The following is an 18,794-nucleotide window of genomic DNA, read 5'->3' on the forward strand; positions in this document are numbered from 1 at the left end:
TTACTTTCTACTTTTTACTTCCCAAAAGCTGTCTGTCGCTTTCAGAAACATTGGGGTTATTCGTGAGATAAGGACGTAGCCAATCACAGGCTTTAGAAACGGCTAACTCTGGATCTATGTCCCATAATCTGATTGTGTTGTCCTTACTACAAGAGACTACAACTTTGCTATCAGGTGAAAATGTTACACAATTTATCCAGTTATTATGTCCTTTGAGTGTACATAGTTCATTACCTTGCAAATCCCACAATTTGATTGTTTTGTCATAACTGCCAGAGGCAATCATTTTCCCATCTGAGGAAAAAGCCACACTCATAACCCTCTTAAGATGCCCAGTTAAGGTACGCAGTTCTAAACCTTTTAGATTCCATAACTTGACTGTGTTGTCATCACTACCAGAAGCAATTGTTTTTCCATCTGGAGAAAATGATAGGCTCCAAACTTCGTTACTGTGTCCTGTTATTGTAAGGAGTTCTTCTCCATTTATACTCCACAATTTGATTGTTTTGTCAGAACTACAAGAAGCTACTATTTTTCCATCTGGAGAAAAAGCCACACCCCTAACCCACTTGCTATGACCAGACAGAGTTACTATTTCTCTTCCTTGTAGATCCCACAATTTGATTGTCTTGTCAGAACTACAAGAAGCTATTATTTTTCCATCTGGAGAAAAAGCCACACCTCTAATACCACCGCTATGTCCTGATATAGTGGATAACTCTCCATCAAGATTCCACAATTTGATCGTCTGATCGGCACTTCCCGAGGCAATCAATTTACTATTATGTGAGTAAGCTACACTCCTGACTTCCTCGCTATGTCCAGTCAAAGCAAGTATTTCTATCCCTTTTATATCCCACAATTTGATTGAATTATCGCTACCAGAAATAAGCGTTGTACCATAATTATTTAGAGAATCTCCACACAAGGATGAAAATACCACACTGTTAACGTTATGGTGTTCTACTAAAACACGTAAATTTTTGTCTTTCAAGTTCCATAGTTTGATTGTGTGATCAGCACTGCCAGAAGCGATCATTTTGCCATCTGGGGAAAATACCACACTACTAACACCTTGAACGTGTCCTGTAAGAGTAAGCAGTTCTTTGCCATCTAAATTCCAAACTTTAATAGTGTTATCAATACTGCCAGAGGCAATCATTTCGTTTTTGGGAGAAAAAGCCACGACTCTAACTCTATTTCTGTGACCAGCTAAAGTTAACAGCTTTTTTCCTTCTAAATCCCATAATCTGATTGTGTTGTCAGCATTCCCAGAAGCTATTATTTTGCCATCAGGTGAAAAACTCACACTTCTAACACCACTATCCACCTTAAAAGTACGTAGCTTTTTTCCTTGTAGATTCCATAACTTGATCGTGTTGTCAAAACTACCAGAAGCAATTATTTTGCCATCTGGAGAGAAACTCACGCTTCTTACCACACTACTGTGACTTGATAAAGTATGAAGGTTTTTACCTTCTAGATTCCATAATTTGATCGTGTTGTCAGCACTTCCAGAGGCTATTGTTTTACCATCATTTGAGAAAGCTACACTCCAAACTACATCACTATGTCCATAAAAAGTAGCTAATTCTTTACCTTCCAAGCTCCACAGTTTTATCATATTATCAAAACTACCTGAGGCAATTATTTTGCCATCAGGTGAGAAAGCTACGCTAGTTACCCACTTGCTGTGTCCTTTGATAGTAAGCAACTCTTTCCCCTCAACATTCCATAGTCTAAGAGTATTATCAAAACTACCAGAGACTATTGTTTTACCATCAGGAGAGAATGCTAAGCTTCTAACCTCACTGCTATGCTTTTCAAGACAATTAAATTCTCGAATGTCATAAATTACTTCCCATAGTCTTCCAAAAGCTTTGTTTTTTACATAGTAGGAAAGTTTGTTGCTAATGTCCGATTTTAAAATTCGCTTAACAGCCTTTACTCCTGCGATCATTGCTTCTAACTCTTTATTCGCCAGCCAATAAGCCTCACAGGAAATACTCAAAGCTTCGATTTCGGCAATTTCGGCGCGTTGTAGTTCCTTCTTTTTTTCAGCCAAAGCCGATCGCAAGTATTCTTTGGTCATCCGCAACTCTTCCGCCATCCCGAAGACATATTTCTTGCGAATAAAGCTAACTAAATAATCATGAATCAACTGAAAGCGGTCATCAGGTGAACTACTCACCCGAAAAGCAAGCCCAGAACCAACGAGAACCGCTAGCACCAGCGAGAGATTTTCTGCTTCGTTCAGAGGTTCGCTCCCCCTGCCTTCGGCATCCCCCTTAGAAAGGGGGACTGATTTATCTATACTTCCTAAAGAATCCAAAGCCCCCCTTTGCAAGGGGGGGCGGGGGGATCGAACCCCCAAACCATCACCAGATCCCACCCCCAACAACTCACTAGCAAGCTCCGCTTGCGTCTTTTGTGGACGCTTCTCCTCATTCCCCGTCAACGCATACAACACCCTCTCCGCCAAAACCTGATTCCCCACCCCACAATCCCGCACCACATTTTCCAACCACCGCTCCACCAAAACCTCACTCGGCTTACGATGCGTATCCCCCGTCAAGGCAAGATACTCACGCAGATTCGCGATCGGCGGAACCTCCGACTCCAACTGTGCCCCCACCACCTGCAACTCAATCGGCAAAATCCGCAACTGCTCACCACTCAAATCCGTCACAAGGCGATCAATTAACTCAGGCTCTAAACGTAACTGCGATCGCCTAGTCAACGCCTCGATCACCTGTCGCGCCTGATCCTGAGTAAAATCCCCCAAATAGTACCGCACCTGCTTACCGAGAATATCATTCTCCACCTTTTCCAAATCCACAGCCCGATCGCATTCCAACAAATAATGCAGATAGTCCTCCCGCAGCGACAACACCACCCGCACAAAATCCGTATGCAAACAAGCCTTCAGGAACTTGTAAAACGGCAAGCGATCGCGAAAATCTTCTTTCTTAAAAAAGAAATCCTCAAACTGATCGAATATTAAAACCGTTAAATAATTCTCATCAATATTCCGTTTGAAATGATGAATTGGGTCGAGATCGGGACGGCGATCACCAAAATATTTTTGTAACTTGTGTTTAACTTCTGCACTCCAATCTTTGTAATTTTTAATCGCAAAAACTAACACCTTGCGCCCATCAATGGTTCCCTTTGCACGTAAGGCGGGAACCAAACCACCAATCAAAATCGAGCTTTTCCCCGCACCCGAATCACCATGAATCACAGTCAAAGGATATCGCGCCTGACCAATGCGATCGACCAACTTCTCCACATCCAGCATCCGACCAGAAGCCTCAATTTCCTGCGCGATCTTGTCGGACTGTTCCGCAACATTCGCATACATATCGAAATTAGTTCTTTCCCGTTTCGGATTCAAAGTCCCCGCACCGATGAAAGCCCTTAGCCCATACTGCTGCTCCACTGATCGCTGATGTTGCTTAGTCTCAAAAGCTTCCAAATATAGCCCCGACGCAGTGTAAAGCGATCGCAACTCCTCTAAAACCGATACATAGATCTGCGCGTCATAGGGATGCTGCTCACGAAGCCAGCGATCGCGCACACACTCTAGTCTCGCGATCGCCCCTTCGCGATCGCCCAATCCCTCCAAAGCTTTCGCCAACCAAAGCTCATATTCGGCATAGCCATAGCGCCGCGAAGGTGCAAGGTTAGACAATTGTAGCGCTTCCCCTTGGACATATAGCGCCAGTGCCGCTTCCGCCGCTTCCTTCGCCGCCCGATAGTCCTGTTGCATCAATTTCACTGACGCAAGAATCCCGCGATCGTGGGATTCGCGCAGGAGATTGGGATAGATTTGATGGAGAGATAATGCTTCATTGACGAGAGATTCTAATCCCTCAGCCCCAGTGGGGCTGAGGGCTAATAACTCCTCCCATGTTGCAGTCAAGAAATTGATATACAAAGCCATCAATTCCCCCCGTTGCAGGTTCCGCAAAATATCTATACTTTCAGCTAAATACTGCTGAGAAGTTACATAAAAAGGCTGCTTTTGATAGCGCTCACGCATCGCCAAACTGCGATCGCCTAATCCCAATTGCAATAGACATACAGCCTGTTTAAGTTGATTCCCCGATTGTCGCCAAAAGGCTAAACTCCTCTCAAATAAAGCTTTTGCTTTCCCAATTCCCCCCTCAGTCATCGCCATACAGCCAAACGCAAAATCTAAACCTGCGCTAATTTCATCACTAATCTCAATGGCTTGAGCCTCTAAGTCCGCGATCGCCGTAATTAGTTCAAACTGCTGCAAACTCGCATCCCAATCCCCCAAACCTTGAGACTGCAAATAGCGATCGAACATCGCTCTAATCGAATCTTGCACCAGTTCCTGTAATTCCATCGCCTCAAGCTGAAACTCGATCGCCCCCGCCGTAGTCCAGTTTGCCAGATCGCTTGCCTCGCGAGTCAAAATATCCTGAGTGTAATCGTTCAGCCAAAGCACCATCGGAAATTCCAAACAATTGGCAAATTCTTCCCTGACCCGATTTGCCGATTTCAAAACCGCTTCGATTTCTGTAACTGCATCCAAGCCCAAAACCATCAACACCTTGGGCTTCTGCTCAGCTGGCAATTGATGCACCTCGCCCATCAATTCCTGAATCGGTGCAAGTAAAGTCTTTGCATCAGGTTTTAGTTCAAGTATGGCGATCGCAGTTTCAGGTAAGCCATTCTCGGCAAGTTGCGATCGCAAGTCCTGCAATACCCGCTCCTGCAATACGCGATAGTTACATAAAGCGATCGACAATGAAAACCCTTGCGATAGCTGCACAATGCGCGTTAACTGCCTCAAAGACTTTTGATTAACATCAGCAACACTCATAGTTTTCTCGCCTACTTATTGCTCTACTTTACTTACTTCGCAATCAGAATGGGATTTATGTCAAACCAACCTTCATTTTGATACTCATACTCAAACACAAATCTGCTCTTGATCAATGTCTGATATTCCGATTCACCGCTTACCTTCTTATCTTGCTGTACCTCGTTAATTAATTTCCATTCATCATCAGTCATCGTTTTGGTTACATCATTCCGTTCCTTGGCGATGATACCCTCTAACAACTCTGCTGTGATTGGAGGATCATCCTGTTGCAAACAAGCGTAGAGTAAGCGAAATAAGTTGCGAACATGACCACCGCTAACTTGACATAGGCGATCGAGGGTTTCTGCTTTATCAAATACTTTGCTTACATATTCAGAACTAATACGCTGCACTGGATTTACAGTTGGGAAAGCTCTCGACATCACAATTTGACGCAATAATGCTATTCCCACATCGCAGACATTCCCATCTTTTAACAGTACAGGAACCATCGGCAAAGTTCTAATATCGGTTCCAAATCGACTAGTAACAATCGCCACATCATTAGAAAAGGTCAATAACAATGGAACTGTATATAACATATGGCAATCTAGTCCACGCAATTGATCGCCACGCTCTACAAACAAATATCCAGCTTTAGCTTGTTCCTTAGGATCGATCCGATTTTCGATGCGATCGAGGTTGTCTACAATGACCACCAAGCCTGCCATATTCTTAGCCTTTAGCTTTTGCTTTGCAGGAGCCAAAATCTCTTTGTTAATTGAATTGATAATGCTACTTGTCCGTGATTCTAATTTCTCGCGCATTTGCCGCCGCAGTGACTGACTATTTTTTGCTTGGGCAGTAATTTCGGCAATCCCCACAGAAAGCTTAAAGTTGGCACTCAGATCAAGATTAGTTTTAAACACATCTTTGAGTTCGCCAAATAATTTTTTGAAATATTCTGGTACTGCTAAGTTGATGTTTTGATCTTCAAGACTTTTGCTGATTTGTCCTGCGATCGCTAGTAGTACATCACTAACATCAACATCACTTAGTTCTAATTGGCGATCGCATTCAAAATAAACTACATGAAACTTTTGCTGTTCTAGCAAATATTTCAACCGCAGAAGCTCCGTTGACTTGCCACAGCCAATATGCCCTGTAAAGAGTTGGCAAGTCGCCTCATCGGGAGCTATCCGTGCGATCGTGCGTACCATGCTCTCGATTAGTCTTGCCCCACGTACCGTTGAGAGATCGACATAATAGCTGCGATCCTCTTCGTTACTAGAATCAAGGGGATGCGTGGGATTACAAGCCTTATAAAATCGCGAAAGTTCAAGATCCATAGTCGGATTTTAGGATGAGGATGAGCCATATCAAGTGCCGCCTTTCCTAATATAGCGGATGTAATACCAATTCACGAAAGTGGACTAACACTTTTGTGAATTAAAAACCAAACCCAGTAAGGTTTTAAAAGTACAAAATGGCAAAGCCATTTTGTACTTCAGTGGACTACAGAATAATTTAAGTTAACCCGTTTCAACGGGTTTGAGCTTTTAGCACGCACTTGAGTGCAGGGCTATGTAAGTCCTAATGTTATACTTTGACTTCAGCTTTCGGTTTTAGTGAGGAGCAGTCACTGAAAGTAATGGGGAAAGATTGGTGTAAATCCAACGCTGTCCCGCAACTGTGATTTTCTGCTGGTAAGCAGAAAAAGTCAGAACGCCCGCCGAAGCTTATTTAAAATCCATAAATCTACATCTACGAGGTAATAGATGAAGTTAAAAGACAGTGACTGGCAAGGCAATTTTGGCTATTGGCAAAAAAGCTTTATTCACAACAACTTAATGATGATCGGCTATTCGGCATGGCAAGGCTTTTTGCAACATGGTCGCGGAGTAGTAGTTTGTGATATCGATCGCAGTGCGATCGCTCCCAGTAACACAGGTTTAGAAGTCACCCAATTCAAATCCCAGTTTATTGCTGAACAAGAATTAATCTCTTCAATTCAAGCTTTTTCCCTCGATCAAGAATTGATCACTGTTTTGGTGCAAGCTGTCGGTAATTATGCCCCAAATAAAGAGATTGTTCTATTGATGAAAATGGAGCAGCATCTCGAAATCAATCTCTTTCAAAACCTGAAAATTTTTCCTCCCGACTGTTACGAGCAAGTCAGCCGCCGATGGGAAGAATTTCAGCCCTGCCTAGAAACATACATTAAATGAGCATAAAAAGCTGCCATTAAATAACCCATTTTTGGTGAGGTTGGCTAAGCCAACCTCACCAAAAATGGGTTATTTATTAAGTATTAAGTTCCAGATGCCTATTGTGAAAACTGCTATATTAACTAATCTATGAACAATGTAATTCGCTACCAAAACGCTGCACTCCAGTACTACCGAGATCTGACAGGCTCTTCCTATCTTCACTATGGTTATTGGGAACCAATTCCTTCACCCACAGATGAGTTGACTGTCACCAAACTGCGTGCTGCCCAAGAAGCCTACGCAACACATCTTCTATCTTTTCTGCCAACCGATATTCATACAGTCTTAGATGTCGGCTGTGGCAATGGTGATAATGCCGTGGCGATGATTGAGAAGGGTTTGCAAGTTGAGGGATTAGCGCCTGATCCACTGCAACAAGCTAACTTCCTAGAACGCACCAAAGGGAAAGCTTTATTTCATATTGATATTTTTCAAGAATTTGTGAAAGCCCCTGAAAAGTATTCTTCGCAGCTTACCTATGACCTAGTTCTATTTAGCGAAAGTACTCAATATATGTCACCAGAAATGATTGCCGAAGGTTCGGCTGCGGTGACGAAATCTGGCAGTTATGTCCTGTTAGCTGATATGTTGCGGAAAGATCCTGAATATAAGGAAGGGATGTTTTCCAACTGTCTGATTAATGCCGATCTGCATAGGTCAATGGAGAAGGCTGGATTTAAGTTGATCAAGACGGATGACATTTCCGCACATATTGCCCCAACTCTAGATATCTGCGTCCAGAGCTTCCAAACTTTTGGGGTTTCTACGATGAAATATGTTGGTAATCTGATTGCGATCGCCGTGCCACCAATCTATAAAGTTCTGCGCTACTTCTTCGGCAAGTCAATCAAAAAATTGATTGCTGAAGGGCTACAAGCCTCTAATCTTTTTCATAAGCATCTGTGTTATGAAATCCAGCTTTGGCAGAAAATCTAAATAAAAAACCCTACCTTTCGGTAGGGTCGAATAATCGTTTTTACTTTGTCTCAAACATTTTGATCGGGAACAGTCAAGGTTTATAGATTCCCTAGCAACCAAATCAATCCATGTCCTGTAGCGGCTTCAGTAATGAGGAGAGATACGAAGCCAATCATGGCAAGTCTACCGTTTAGTAGCTCTGCGTAAGGTGTAAAGCCAGCCTTTGTGGTTTCTTCAACATACATCTTGGGTTCAATTGCGAAGTTGTTAAGTACACCGCGATCATCAACTCTATAGCTATTCGTCATTGTTTTTTCCTCTGTTTAAGTTCTTTTTTAATTTGTTTTAAATACTTTGATTAGAATCAATCAAAATTTATAGATTCCCCAGCAACCAAATCAATCCATGCCCCGTAGCAGCTTCTGTAATAAGGAGAGAGACAAAACCAATCATGGCAAGTCTACCGTTTAGTAATTCAGCATAAGGTGTAAAGCCAGCCTTTGTGGTTTCTTCAACATACATCTTGGGCTCAATTGCGAAGTTGTTAAGTACACCGCGGTCATCGACTCTATAGCTGTTAGACATTGCTTTTTCCTTTGTTTGAATTCCTTATGTAAAGAAATATAACAAAGTATTTCAAGATGTGAATCTAGCTAAAGGTATGGATGACTATTTGGCTGTACCTATACAAAGAGGTAGTCAAGTGATGAGCTATAGCAGCAATGCTCATTGTAAAAATCGGTTTTTTGAAAGCCCGCCAACGGCGGACTTTCAAAAAACCGATTTTAGTGTTTCCAGCGCCGAAGGCGCTGGAAACACTAAAATCGGTAATTATAGAGTAGCAACGTGAAGCGTTGCTACTCTATGGTATTTACAACGCGACGGCGAGTTTCTAGGATCTGACTGATTTCACGGGCAAAACTAGGCTGGCGATCGATCATTTGATTAACAGCATTTGCCGACAGCATCATTACTTCTAGATCAGCGATCGCAGTTACCGATATCGGACTAGGTTCACCAGAAAAAAGGGTCATCTCCCCAAAAAATTCGCCAGTTTTGATGGTTAACAATTCATGTTCGAGATGATCGCGATCGCATACGGTCATCATTGCTTTACCTGCAATCACAATGTAAAGCGCATTATTACTAGTTCCCTGCCAGATGACTTTCTCACCTGCGCCATAATGTTGTAAATCAATGCCATCAGCGGCAGAATCAGGATTTTGTAATGGCACAAAAGAAGGTAAGGATTGGAGGCTTTCGGTAAATTTTTTGGATGTGCCTTGCGCCTGTGAGGTGGGTCCATGAAAATGGTAAAGCGTGCGAATGGGGAAAGGAATCGTCAGGCTATTGCGTTGGGCGGCATACCAGATCCGACTCATAAAGCGATCGCGAATGCTTTCAATGTCACAGTAATCACTGATATAAAATTTCACCTCATAGGTAATCGCAAAGTCATCATAGGAAATCGTAAAAATTTCTGGCTCAGGGTCTTTTAAGATACCTTCAGTCTCTAGAGCCGTAGTTAACAGGACATGCTTGGCTAAATTTGGCGGATCATTATAAGAGAATCCGTGGCGAATCCGTTCTGCATGAATGGCGATCGGGCGGCTAAAGTTGCGAATAATTTCATTGCCGATCAGCTTGTGGGGAATGATCACCATCTCGCGCTCAAAGGTTTGCAAACGCACAGCCCGCCAATTGATATCAATCACCTGACCCGTCACTCCGCCCACTGTCAGCCAATCCCCCACCGAAAAGGGGCGCTCAAATAGTAGGGCAATCCCTGACATGACACTGCCGAGAGTATCTTGCAACGCTAAACCAATCACAATCGAGCTAACTCCCAGAGCTGTAACTAATCCCGCCAGATCAGCATTCCAGACTGTAGCTAAGACGATCGCAGTGCCTAGGAGTACTAAAAACAAGCGAAATAAATCGATTAAGAGTTTAGGAACTCGCGCTCGCCAAGTATCAGCCTTTGCTTGCTCAAAAATCACCGCATTTAGCAAAGAGAGCGCTGCATGGAGTACGCAAATCCAAAAGAGGGTCTGTACACTCTTCACGATGTCATCACTGGCTGGACGCTGTAACACGTACTGGATAAACAACATGAAGGCGAGCATTGGCAGCACCAAGTTTCGCACTACTTGCAATGTGGCGGCGAGGGGGCGGCGGCGATGTTGTAAGCGATAGATCACTTCGCCGAGAATAATTACCGACAGAGCTAGTCCGACAATTAAAGCGATCGCCCAAATAAACAGATAATTGGCACTAGGTTGCAGCATATTGGGATTTCCTAATGAGTTAAAAACATGGCGAAGCCATTTTTTTAACTCGGTTTAATTTTGATCGTGCTTTTGAGTTGCCATGCTTGTAACGAGTTTGCGCCATCTTCCACTTTGGTGGCTAGTGGCGCAAACTCATAGAGGTCGCAGAGGCGATGGTAAATCTCGTGGGAAACTAAAATTGAGCCTTCAGGACAAGCCGCCTTTAAGGCACTAGCAATATTAATCGTGTCACCCCAAACATCGTAGATAAATTTATTTCTGCCGACGATGCCTGCCACGATATCACCTGAGTTAATTCCCAAACTAATGTTTAATTGGAAACCACGCTCTTGACTAAAACGACGCACGATCGCTTGCATCTCTATCGCAAAATCGATCGCCCGTTTATCGTGGTCGAGATAGGGAACGGACAAGCCACAAACCGCCATATAGCTGTCACCAATGGTTTTGATTTTTTCCATACCATAGCGATCAGCGGTTTCATCAAAACTGGTGACTAGATCATTGAGAATGCTCACAATTTCATAAGCTGTAAGCGAATCTGACAACTTTGAGAAGCCCGTTAAGTCCGAAAATAGCACCGTCACATTAGAAGCACTTTCGGCAATATTCTTTTCACCTTGTTTCAAACGTTTAGCGATCGCCGCAGGAAAGATGCTCAGCAACAACTGCTCATTCTCACGATTTTTCTCTTCAACCAAATCAGTTTGATCGCGCAAACTTGACACCATCAAATTAAAAGATTGCGCTAGTTCTCCAAATTCATCTTCAGTTTCTAAAACTGCGATCGCATCCAGTTGACCCGCCGCTACTTTACGAGCGCTGGTAATTAATTGATTAATCGGCTTCACAAACAAAGAAGCCATCATCATCGCCAATAAAATTACTAACAACATTAGTAAAGTTGCCGAAATTACTAACTGTCGTTCAAAATCATAAATTGGAGCATAGGCTTCTGCTAAATCTATTTCTGAGAGAATCGCCCATTTCAATCCTTCTATTTGTAAAAGTGAGTAAGAACTCAGGACAGGAATATCACGATAATCACGGATAATTTTAATGTCTTGCTTACCCGTCATCGCTTCCTCTACAGCGGTAGTCTTGACAGCTTGAGCTAAAACCGAGGTCTTGTATTGACGAATCCGATTAATTGTTTCGTTATTTACGCCTAAAGCAACTAGAGTTTTTAAGTATTCTTCGGGTGTTTCAATCAAAAATCGCGAGACCGATCTCATTAAGTAATCTGGACCAACTAGATAAGTTTCACCACTTTTGCCTAAGCCATCAGCTTCCCATTTGCGATTACCAGTCATCACATTATTAATCTCATCAACTGGTACTTGAATCGCGAGAACGCCGATAAATTTATCTTGATTATAAATAGGAGCGGCAATAAAAGCGGCTGGAGCACCATAGGAAGGAGCATAAGACTCCAGATCGATAATCCGCGCATAGTCTTTTTCTTTAGAACGTCGCACTGAGGCAAATAGACGGGCAAGATTACTCTCGTTGTAAGCGCCAACAGTGAGACTAGAAGCAAAATCTGTCTCTTTGTAAACTGTATAAACTATTCGACCATCAGGATCAATTAGGAACAAATCATAGTAACCAAATTTCTCAATAATATTCCGAAAGATCGGATGATAGCGACCATGGAGGCGACTATATTCACTACTATCATTGGCTTTATCTAAAAGATGCTTTTTGCCAATGGGATTAGAATTATTGGCGATGTAATGATATTGCAGATAATTACTCGCGATCGCTTCTGGTAAAAATGAATTCAGAACAGGAGAACCTTGCTCTGTTTGCGCTAATTTGGGCAGAAATTCATTCTGATAATAAGCATTAATTTTGGGCAAAGCATCGGCTGGTAATGGCACATTTTCAAGCTGTCGGTATGCGTTCGTAAATTCGGAGAGCGCTGTTCCCACTGAAGGATCGATACTCAGCGTTTGAATATGATTACTAATTGTTTTGAAATAGGATTCGATTTGATAAGCCTTGGAAGCCCGCACACTGGTTAATTGATTAAACACGCGATCGGTCAAATTGGACTTACCGCTTTGATAACCCAGATATGCTGTCACTAGGATCGAGCTACTGCTCACAGTTAGCAGCATCACGATCAGTTTCGACTTAATACTCAGCCAATTAAATTTAAACCATTGCATATAAAAATCTTTATAAACCGAGGACGCAAAGCATTAAATACTGTATGTTGTACCGCTAATTCTTATTGCTATATGGCACTAAATATACCGAATACTTAGTAAATACATGTCTTGCGCTTGCTCTCCTAGAACTGCTATAGCGCTTTGAAATCAATCAAGGTACAAAGGTTTGTTTCTCCAACTTCGTGATCGAAACAAACCTTTACTTCACTAGACTAGGAAACGCCATATTTGCTATGTTTATGTAACTTAATATAGCAGTCCTAAATCATTTGTAGATTTTTGGGTTTGCAGAAGCGCACCCCTTCGGGGTGCGCTTCTGCAAACCATTTAAGATTGCTATATATTCTCAAGTTAAACTATGCATGAAAACTATGCTAGGAAAGATTCTTGTAAGTCGTTACAAAATTTGTGAAGAATTGGGACGTGGTGGTTTTGGGCAAACCTTTATTGCTGAAGATATACACCTACCTAGTCATCCTAAATGTGTGATCAAGCAACTCAAGCCTAAGGATACTCGTTCGTTTGTTTTAGAATCTGCCCGAAAGCTATTTGATCGTGAAGCTCAGACTCTTTACAAACTAGGCAAACATAGTCAAATTCCTGCACTCTTAGCTCATTTTGAGGAAGAAAATGAATTTTATTTAGCACAAGAAATGATTGAAGGAGTTGTACTCAGTCAAGAAATAATCCCTGGTAAAAAATTAAGCGACTCTTTCACTTTTTGGCTATTAGAAGAAGTACTGCAAACTTTAGAATTTGTACATCAACAAAATGTAATCCATCGCGATATTAAGCCTTCTAATTTGATTAAACGTGCTTCCGATGGAAAAGTTGTCCTGATTGACTTTGGAGCAGTTAAGGAAACTAGCATCCACACAATTAGTCATCAAGGATATACAAGCTTTACACTCACAATTGGCTCTCCTGGCTATATGCCTGATGAGCAAGCTAATGGTAGACCGAAGTTTGCTAGTGATATCTATGCAACGGGAATGATGTGTATTCATGCACTTACTGGTGTGACACCTAGCCAAATGCCCGAAGATCAAAAAACGGGGGAGATTATCTGGCGCGATCTTGTTCCTAATATTAATTCTGAGCTTGCTGACTTTTTGGATAAGATGACTCGTCCTCATTTTTCACAGCGTTTTCAAAATGGAACTGAGGCTTTAGCTGCTTTACAAAATCTGCAAAGACCAAGTGCTTTTGACTCAACCATTATTCCAATTCAATTAACTGAAGAAGCGATCGCCTCTATCAATGAACCAAATTCAACTATAGTCAGCGCCGATCTAGACACTATCTCTCCCTCAGTACCTATATCTCCTATATCTATAGAGACACCTTCGACAGTTGTATTACCAACTGAAAAGGAAGAAGACGTTTCTGCAATAAATCTAGTAGAACCAATTAATCTATCGCCACAACGCAAAAAGTATCCTTATGTTGCAATTGGGGTGGTTGTTATAACGGCGATCGCCTCAATTTCAGGTTATTTATTTTGGCAACAAGCTGAAACTAATAAGCGCCTTGAAGCAATAGAAAAAATTCGGAGATTAAAAGCTGAAGGTAAATATCAAGAATGTATTGATCGCGCCAAGGCGATCGCTAGTGTGAATGATTCTTTGACCATACAAGGACTACAAAAAGAATGCTTCAATGGATTAAGCGAGATTGAAGGAAAAGCGCAATTGCTAAAGGCTCAGAATTTTGCAAAAGACAATAAGTTCAAAGAAGCGATCGCGATCGCGACCAAAATTAATCCCACTAGTTCGGTGTATCCAGAGTCTCAGAACTTAATTGAGCAATGGTCACAACAAATTTTAGGTATTGCTACAACAATGTATGAAGAGGGTAAGCTAAAAGAGTCGATCACCCTACTACAAGAAATTCCTTTGAACACTCCAACAGGCAGAAAAATCCCTTTACTTACAAATCAATGGCAGACGCAATTTGAAAAAGAGAGAAAGGCTTTAGAATTGGCAAAAATAGCTTTATCTCAAGGACGATGGGAAGAAGCGAGCGCAGAATTAGATAAGGTTACGTTACCTTTTTTTCGGAGGCAAATAATAGACTGGGAAAAAATTGGTACTCAGGCTGGTGTTATAAGTACACCTGTAACAGAGCCAGCTGTAAAAGAAACTCCAAAAACAAGTCCACCTGTAACAGAGCCAGCTGTAAAAGAAACTCCAAAAACAAGTCCACCTGTAACAGAGCCACCTGTAATAGAAACTCCAAAAACAAATCAAACAACTAGAACCAATCCCAAAGATCTAACTACAGGCAACCAGTAGCTTTCATTAACAGGGTTTTTACTCCTTTTTGCTACGCAACAATTCATTTCGGAGTTCGATAGCTTCTGTATAGTCTGACTGTAGTTCAATTGCCTTATTCAAAGCATTAAGAGCTTCTTTATCTCTTCCTAACTCTGCCAATGACGCACCTATCCCAAACCAAGAGTTCTGAGCATCCAAATCTTTGTCGATCTTAACCCAATCAAAATCAACCCTAGTTACTAAAGAATAAGCATTGAGTTTTACTGCTTGGTTAAACGCCTCAAAAGCTTCTAAATATCTCCTATCCCTAAAAAGAGTCACACCTTTAAGATGCCAAACCCTAGAGATTCTAACAGTTGAAATATCTGCTTCACTTAAATCAAAAGGACTAACTCTTAGCTGAATATCTCCAGAAGCCAGTTTCAGAGCATTATCAAGGATTAACAAAACTTCTGTATATCTTTCAAGATCAATTAGAAATCGCGCTCTCTGATATAAACGTAATGGATTTGGTTGACGAAGAATAGACTTGTTAAGAGAATCAAGAGCCTGTGTATAGAGCTTTTTCGCATCCTCTTTTTGTCCCATCCTATCAAAGACTAGTCCTTGCTGCCGCAGAGCCAAACTACGGTTGTATAGATATTCAGAATTGCCAAACTGTCGAGGTAACTTAATTGCTTTGCTATAGGCAGAATCAGCCTCTTGATATAGTTTTAATGCTTCTTGATTACGTCCTAAATCCTTCTGGTAATTTCCTGCTTCTCGCAAAGAATTACCAAGCCAATTCAAAGCATCAGCAGCATCAGGATTCAGCTCAACTGCTTTTTTATAAGCATCAATCGCATCTTGATAATATCCACGTCTATAGAGTGCAAGACCTAAATTTTGCCAAATAATCGGATCGTTAGGCTTAAGTTGAGTAGCTTTATCATAGGAATTAGCAGCCTCTAAATATCGCCCTAGATTGCGAAGAGCATCCCCACGTTTCTTCCAAACAACAGGATCATTAGGCTTAATTCGAGATGCTTTGTCATGTTCTTCAAAAGCTTGTCGATACTGCTCAAACTTAAAGCTTTCACGGTCATTTTTATTCCAAACAGAAGTATCATTTCCTGCTTGAGACAACAGAGTAGAACTTGCCTGAGAAGAGTGTTGAGCTTGGACTGATTGCAAAAATTGAGGGCAGTTCAGGATAGTAGCAGCTAATACTAGTTCTAAGAAAATAGTGCAGGGTATTGGAACTAGTGAATTAGTTTTTTTTGGCGTAAACTTTTGCATTGACTCTAGCCCTCATAATTGCTAAATCTCGTAAGTTTATTGCCAATTAAATCATACACATAAAAAATTTATCAACAAATATTAAATTAGCTTTACTTTTATGAATAGGCATCAATCAATCCATGTTGCAATGCATACCGTACCAGTTCGGTACGGCTACTTGTACCAGTTTTACTAAATAGCCGACTGACATATTTCTCCACATTCCGAATGGTTGTGCCAAGCCGCTTAGCAATTTCTTTATTCATCAAGCCCTCAACCACAAGCTCCAAAACGCTCTGCTCCCTTGGCGTAAACTCAAGCTTGATCGGTGGTGGTGTCACATTGATCGCTGGTTTTTGTTTCAGTAGCGCCTTAATTTCCGCAAGCTGACCTGCTAGATCGGTGATTTCTGAGGTGTTGCTATTTGCTGTCACCGCTTGGATCGCTCGACGGGCAATCAAATTTTCGGCGATCGCCACTAACTCATCAGGATCAAAAGGCTTCGACAAATAGGCATCACAACCCGCGTTATAGCCCTCGATGCGATCCTTGGTCATGCCCTTTGCCGTCAAAAACACCACAGGCAAATTTAAAAACCGCACATCTTCGCGCATTTGCTTCAGAAATTCATACCCACTCACCTGCGGCATCATGATGTCCGAAATCACGAGATCGGGTGTGGTCTGCTCAAGCAATTGCCATGCATCCCTTGCATTGTTGGCAACTTGCACAGCAAAGCCACTATCCTCAAGATAAGCCTGTACCGCCTCTCTCAGCCCTGGTTCATCATCCACAAGCAGGATATGTCCTGACATAGTTTCCCTTCAATTATGCTTTTATTCTGCGATCGCCACATTAACCAATATATAGCAATCCTCAAGCATTTATAGCGATCGTCAGTCTTGTTAAGACATAAAACCCACAAAGCGAGTGGCAGTGTAAAGCACCGCCACTCGCTTTGTGGGTTTTATGTCTTAATGCAAGTGATTAAAGCTATAGCAATAACTAAAGGCGGCGCTTCACGCCGCCTTTAGTTAAAAGTTTTGCAAAGCAATATTATTAACTAGTTATGCACTAACAAATACTTCTCCGTTCTCAATTTTAGAAGCATAACGTTGTAGTGGTTTATCAGCGGGACCTTGGCGAACTGCACCATCAGGCGCAAATTTGGCATCATGACAAGGACAAACAAATTCTTTATTCGCCTTCTCCCATTTTACAGTGCAGCTTTTGTGTGGACAGGTTGGATTAACAGCCAATAGCTTAGTTTCATCTTTAGGATCGCGTACCACAGCAATTTTCTTGTCTGAGGACATCAAAGAACCATCTGTACTCAGTTGAGCAACTGTACCGATCAACTGAAAAGTACCGCTAGGTGCAGCAGCGACAGTTGTAGATGTTGATGCAGGTGTTGATGCTGTAGGAGGAGTAGCTTCACTACATCCAACTAATGACGAAGGCAGAAGGCTAGCTAGCCATCCTAACCCAACCCAAGAAAGTAACTTACGGCGATTTAGATTCATATGTGTTTTCTGTGCGTTAGTTAAATTTATTGCAAAGATTAACTCAGTCTAGATAAAGTATATCCGCGTTCTATGTAACATCAGCAATGCAAGTTTTGCATTGCTGTATAGCGTTTATCAGTCTAGTGAAGGTTTGTTTCCCTGCCTTCGGCAGGGAAACAAACCTTTGTACCTCGCTTGCTTGGAAAACCCTACATACTTGAGTCTGTCTAAGTTTGTAAGAGCATGAGCGATCTTGTTGCTATTGTCTTCATCTTCCTTGGTGAATTCGTGATGTTTCTTCCGATTAAAGAAACACGCAAGATTTTATCCTTACTTCAAAATAAGAACTGATGTTATGTGGATGGAATTCCTGCAATCATCTAAGTCTAGGGATTGCCCTGTGGCGCAGTCCCTACAAAATCTGAATTATTGGGGCAGGGGCAATACGAGTTTTTCCTTGCCTTTTGCTTTCTTTGGCTTATAGCAAAGCAAGTTTTGCTATATTATCGGCTTTCGGCTTAATCGATTAGCCATAATCATGAGAAAATCAGGTTAAATCGTGAGATGTAAATATGGAGCCAGCTAACATAATTGCGATCGCTTATTGATTGGAGTTGATAATACTGCTAATCCGCGTTGGGCGCTTCCAGTAACGGTTAAGGATGCTCAAGCGCTTAAAGCTGTGCTGACTGATGTGAATTTTTGGGCATAGACGATCATCATTTAGTATTCTGGGCATGGAATGTTTGACCTTTCCAGCAGTGCTTATTATTTGCTCCAGCATGACTTCGATCGCGAAGATATTCCCAAGACAGCGCTTTCTGCTCAAAATTTGAGTGAGAGATTAAAACAGATCGAGACGAAGAGGCTCTGGGTAATCGTTGATAGTTGTCATGCGGAGGGGATGGCTAGTGCTAAAGGCGATCTGCCAGCAGATTTTTTAGCTACGGCTTTGCCGAAGGGTGTGGTTGAAGCGCTGAAGCAAGGGGAAGGTCGGACGGTATTCACTTCATCAAGAGGAAATCAAAGTTCTTGGGTGCGTCCCGATAATGCTCTCAGTTTCCATCGGTTTTCCCTGCTCAATTGCTTCCTTTTTTATACCATTCCCTCTTGATCACTACCTCTTTTCATAGCAACCCCCCTAGAGATTCTTGCCCTAAGGAATGAAAAATAAATAACTTATGCATTTCAGTTATTTTGAGGAATAGCTCTATAATTCCATTTAGGAAGATATTCATCAAAAATGATAGGTAGATTTTC

13 protein-coding genes and 1 riboswitch are annotated in these 18,794 nt (G+C 41.9%); of the genes, 4 read left to right on the forward strand and 9 right to left on the reverse strand.

Annotated features, from left to right (window positions below):
• Positions 1-7: 7 nt before the first annotated feature.
• Both H6G05_RS12280 and H6G05_RS12285 read right to left on the reverse strand, forming a co-directional pair.
• Positions 8-4,855 (reverse strand): WD40 repeat domain-containing protein, encoded by a 4,848-nt coding sequence (locus tag H6G05_RS12280; protein ID WP_190578447.1) that lies wholly within the window; start codon positions 4,853-4,855, stop codon positions 8-10.
• 32 nt (positions 4,856-4,887) lie between these two features.
• Positions 4,888-6,186, reverse strand: a complete 1,299-nt coding sequence (locus H6G05_RS12285; RefSeq protein ID WP_190578448.1) for an ATP-binding protein — start codon at positions 6,184-6,186, stop codon at positions 4,888-4,890.
• Positions 6,187-6,440: 254 nt separating this feature from the next.
• Positions 6,441-6,588, forward strand: a riboswitch (cobalamin riboswitch).
• A 27-nt stretch (positions 6,589-6,615) separates the two neighbouring features.
• On the opposite strand from H6G05_RS12285, the gene H6G05_RS12290 reads away from it, so the two are divergent.
• Positions 6,616-7,065: a hypothetical protein gene (locus H6G05_RS12290; RefSeq protein WP_190578449.1), complete on the forward strand. Its 450-nt coding sequence runs from the start codon at positions 6,616-6,618 to the stop codon at positions 7,063-7,065.
• A gap of 129 nt (positions 7,066-7,194) precedes the next feature.
• A complete protein-coding gene (locus H6G05_RS12295; protein ID WP_190578450.1) occupies positions 7,195-8,043 on the forward strand; it encodes a class I SAM-dependent methyltransferase in 849 nt (282 codons plus the stop codon).
• A gap of 80 nt (positions 8,044-8,123) precedes the next feature.
• Here the strand turns inward: H6G05_RS12295 and H6G05_RS12300 are convergent, their stop codons facing one another.
• The 4 genes from H6G05_RS12300 to H6G05_RS12315 all read right to left on the reverse strand — a co-directional run bounded on the left by H6G05_RS12300 (position 8,124) and on the right by H6G05_RS12315 (position 12,490).
• The gene (locus tag H6G05_RS12300) at positions 8,124-8,333 is read right to left on the reverse strand and encodes a chlorophyll a/b-binding protein (protein WP_190578451.1); all 210 of its coding nucleotides are present in this window, start codon (positions 8,331-8,333) and stop codon (positions 8,124-8,126) included.
• Between the two features lie 67 nt (positions 8,334-8,400).
• Positions 8,401-8,547, reverse strand: a complete 147-nt coding sequence (locus H6G05_RS12305) for a chlorophyll a/b-binding protein (protein ID WP_456356024.1) — start codon at positions 8,545-8,547, stop codon at positions 8,401-8,403.
• 335 nt (positions 8,548-8,882) lie between these two features.
• Entirely contained in the window at positions 8,883-10,313 is a 1,431-nt protein-coding gene (locus tag H6G05_RS12310; protein ID WP_190578453.1) for a mechanosensitive ion channel domain-containing protein, read from the reverse strand.
• Positions 10,314-10,357: 44 nt separating this feature from the next.
• A complete protein-coding gene (locus tag H6G05_RS12315; protein ID WP_190578454.1) occupies positions 10,358-12,490 on the reverse strand; it encodes an adenylate/guanylate cyclase domain-containing protein in 2,133 nt (710 codons plus the stop codon).
• A 374-nt stretch (positions 12,491-12,864) separates the two neighbouring features.
• Here H6G05_RS12315 and H6G05_RS12320 point away from each other — a divergent pair, with 374 nt between their 5' ends.
• Entirely contained in the window at positions 12,865-14,787 is a 1,923-nt protein-coding gene (locus H6G05_RS12320) for a protein kinase domain-containing protein (RefSeq protein WP_190578455.1), read from the forward strand.
• A gap of 18 nt (positions 14,788-14,805) precedes the next feature.
• Here the strand turns inward: H6G05_RS12320 and H6G05_RS12325 are convergent, their stop codons facing one another.
• The 3 genes from H6G05_RS12325 to H6G05_RS12335 all read right to left on the reverse strand — a co-directional run bounded on the left by H6G05_RS12325 (position 14,806) and on the right by H6G05_RS12335 (position 17,552).
• On the reverse strand, positions 14,806-16,047 hold the full coding sequence (locus tag H6G05_RS12325; protein WP_190578456.1) for a tetratricopeptide repeat protein: 1,242 nt from the start codon (positions 16,045-16,047) through the stop codon (positions 14,806-14,808).
• Between the two features lie 98 nt (positions 16,048-16,145).
• Positions 16,146-16,844 (reverse strand): response regulator transcription factor, encoded by a 699-nt coding sequence (locus tag H6G05_RS12330; protein ID WP_094534589.1) that lies wholly within the window; start codon positions 16,842-16,844, stop codon positions 16,146-16,148.
• Between the two features lie 252 nt (positions 16,845-17,096).
• Entirely contained in the window at positions 17,097-17,552 is a 456-nt protein-coding gene (locus tag H6G05_RS12335) for a QcrA and Rieske domain-containing protein (RefSeq protein WP_190578457.1), read from the reverse strand.
• Positions 17,553-18,276: 724 nt separating this feature from the next.
• Here H6G05_RS12335 and H6G05_RS12340 point away from each other — a divergent pair.
• The gene (locus H6G05_RS12340; RefSeq protein ID WP_190578458.1) at positions 18,277-18,648 is read left to right on the forward strand and encodes a hypothetical protein; all 372 of its coding nucleotides are present in this window, start codon (positions 18,277-18,279) and stop codon (positions 18,646-18,648) included.
• Positions 18,649-18,794 lie beyond the last annotated feature (146 nt).

Source organism: Phormidium tenue FACHB-1050, assembly GCF_014696925.1.
GTDB lineage: Bacteria > Cyanobacteriota > Cyanobacteriia > Pseudanabaenales > Pseudanabaenaceae > Pseudanabaena.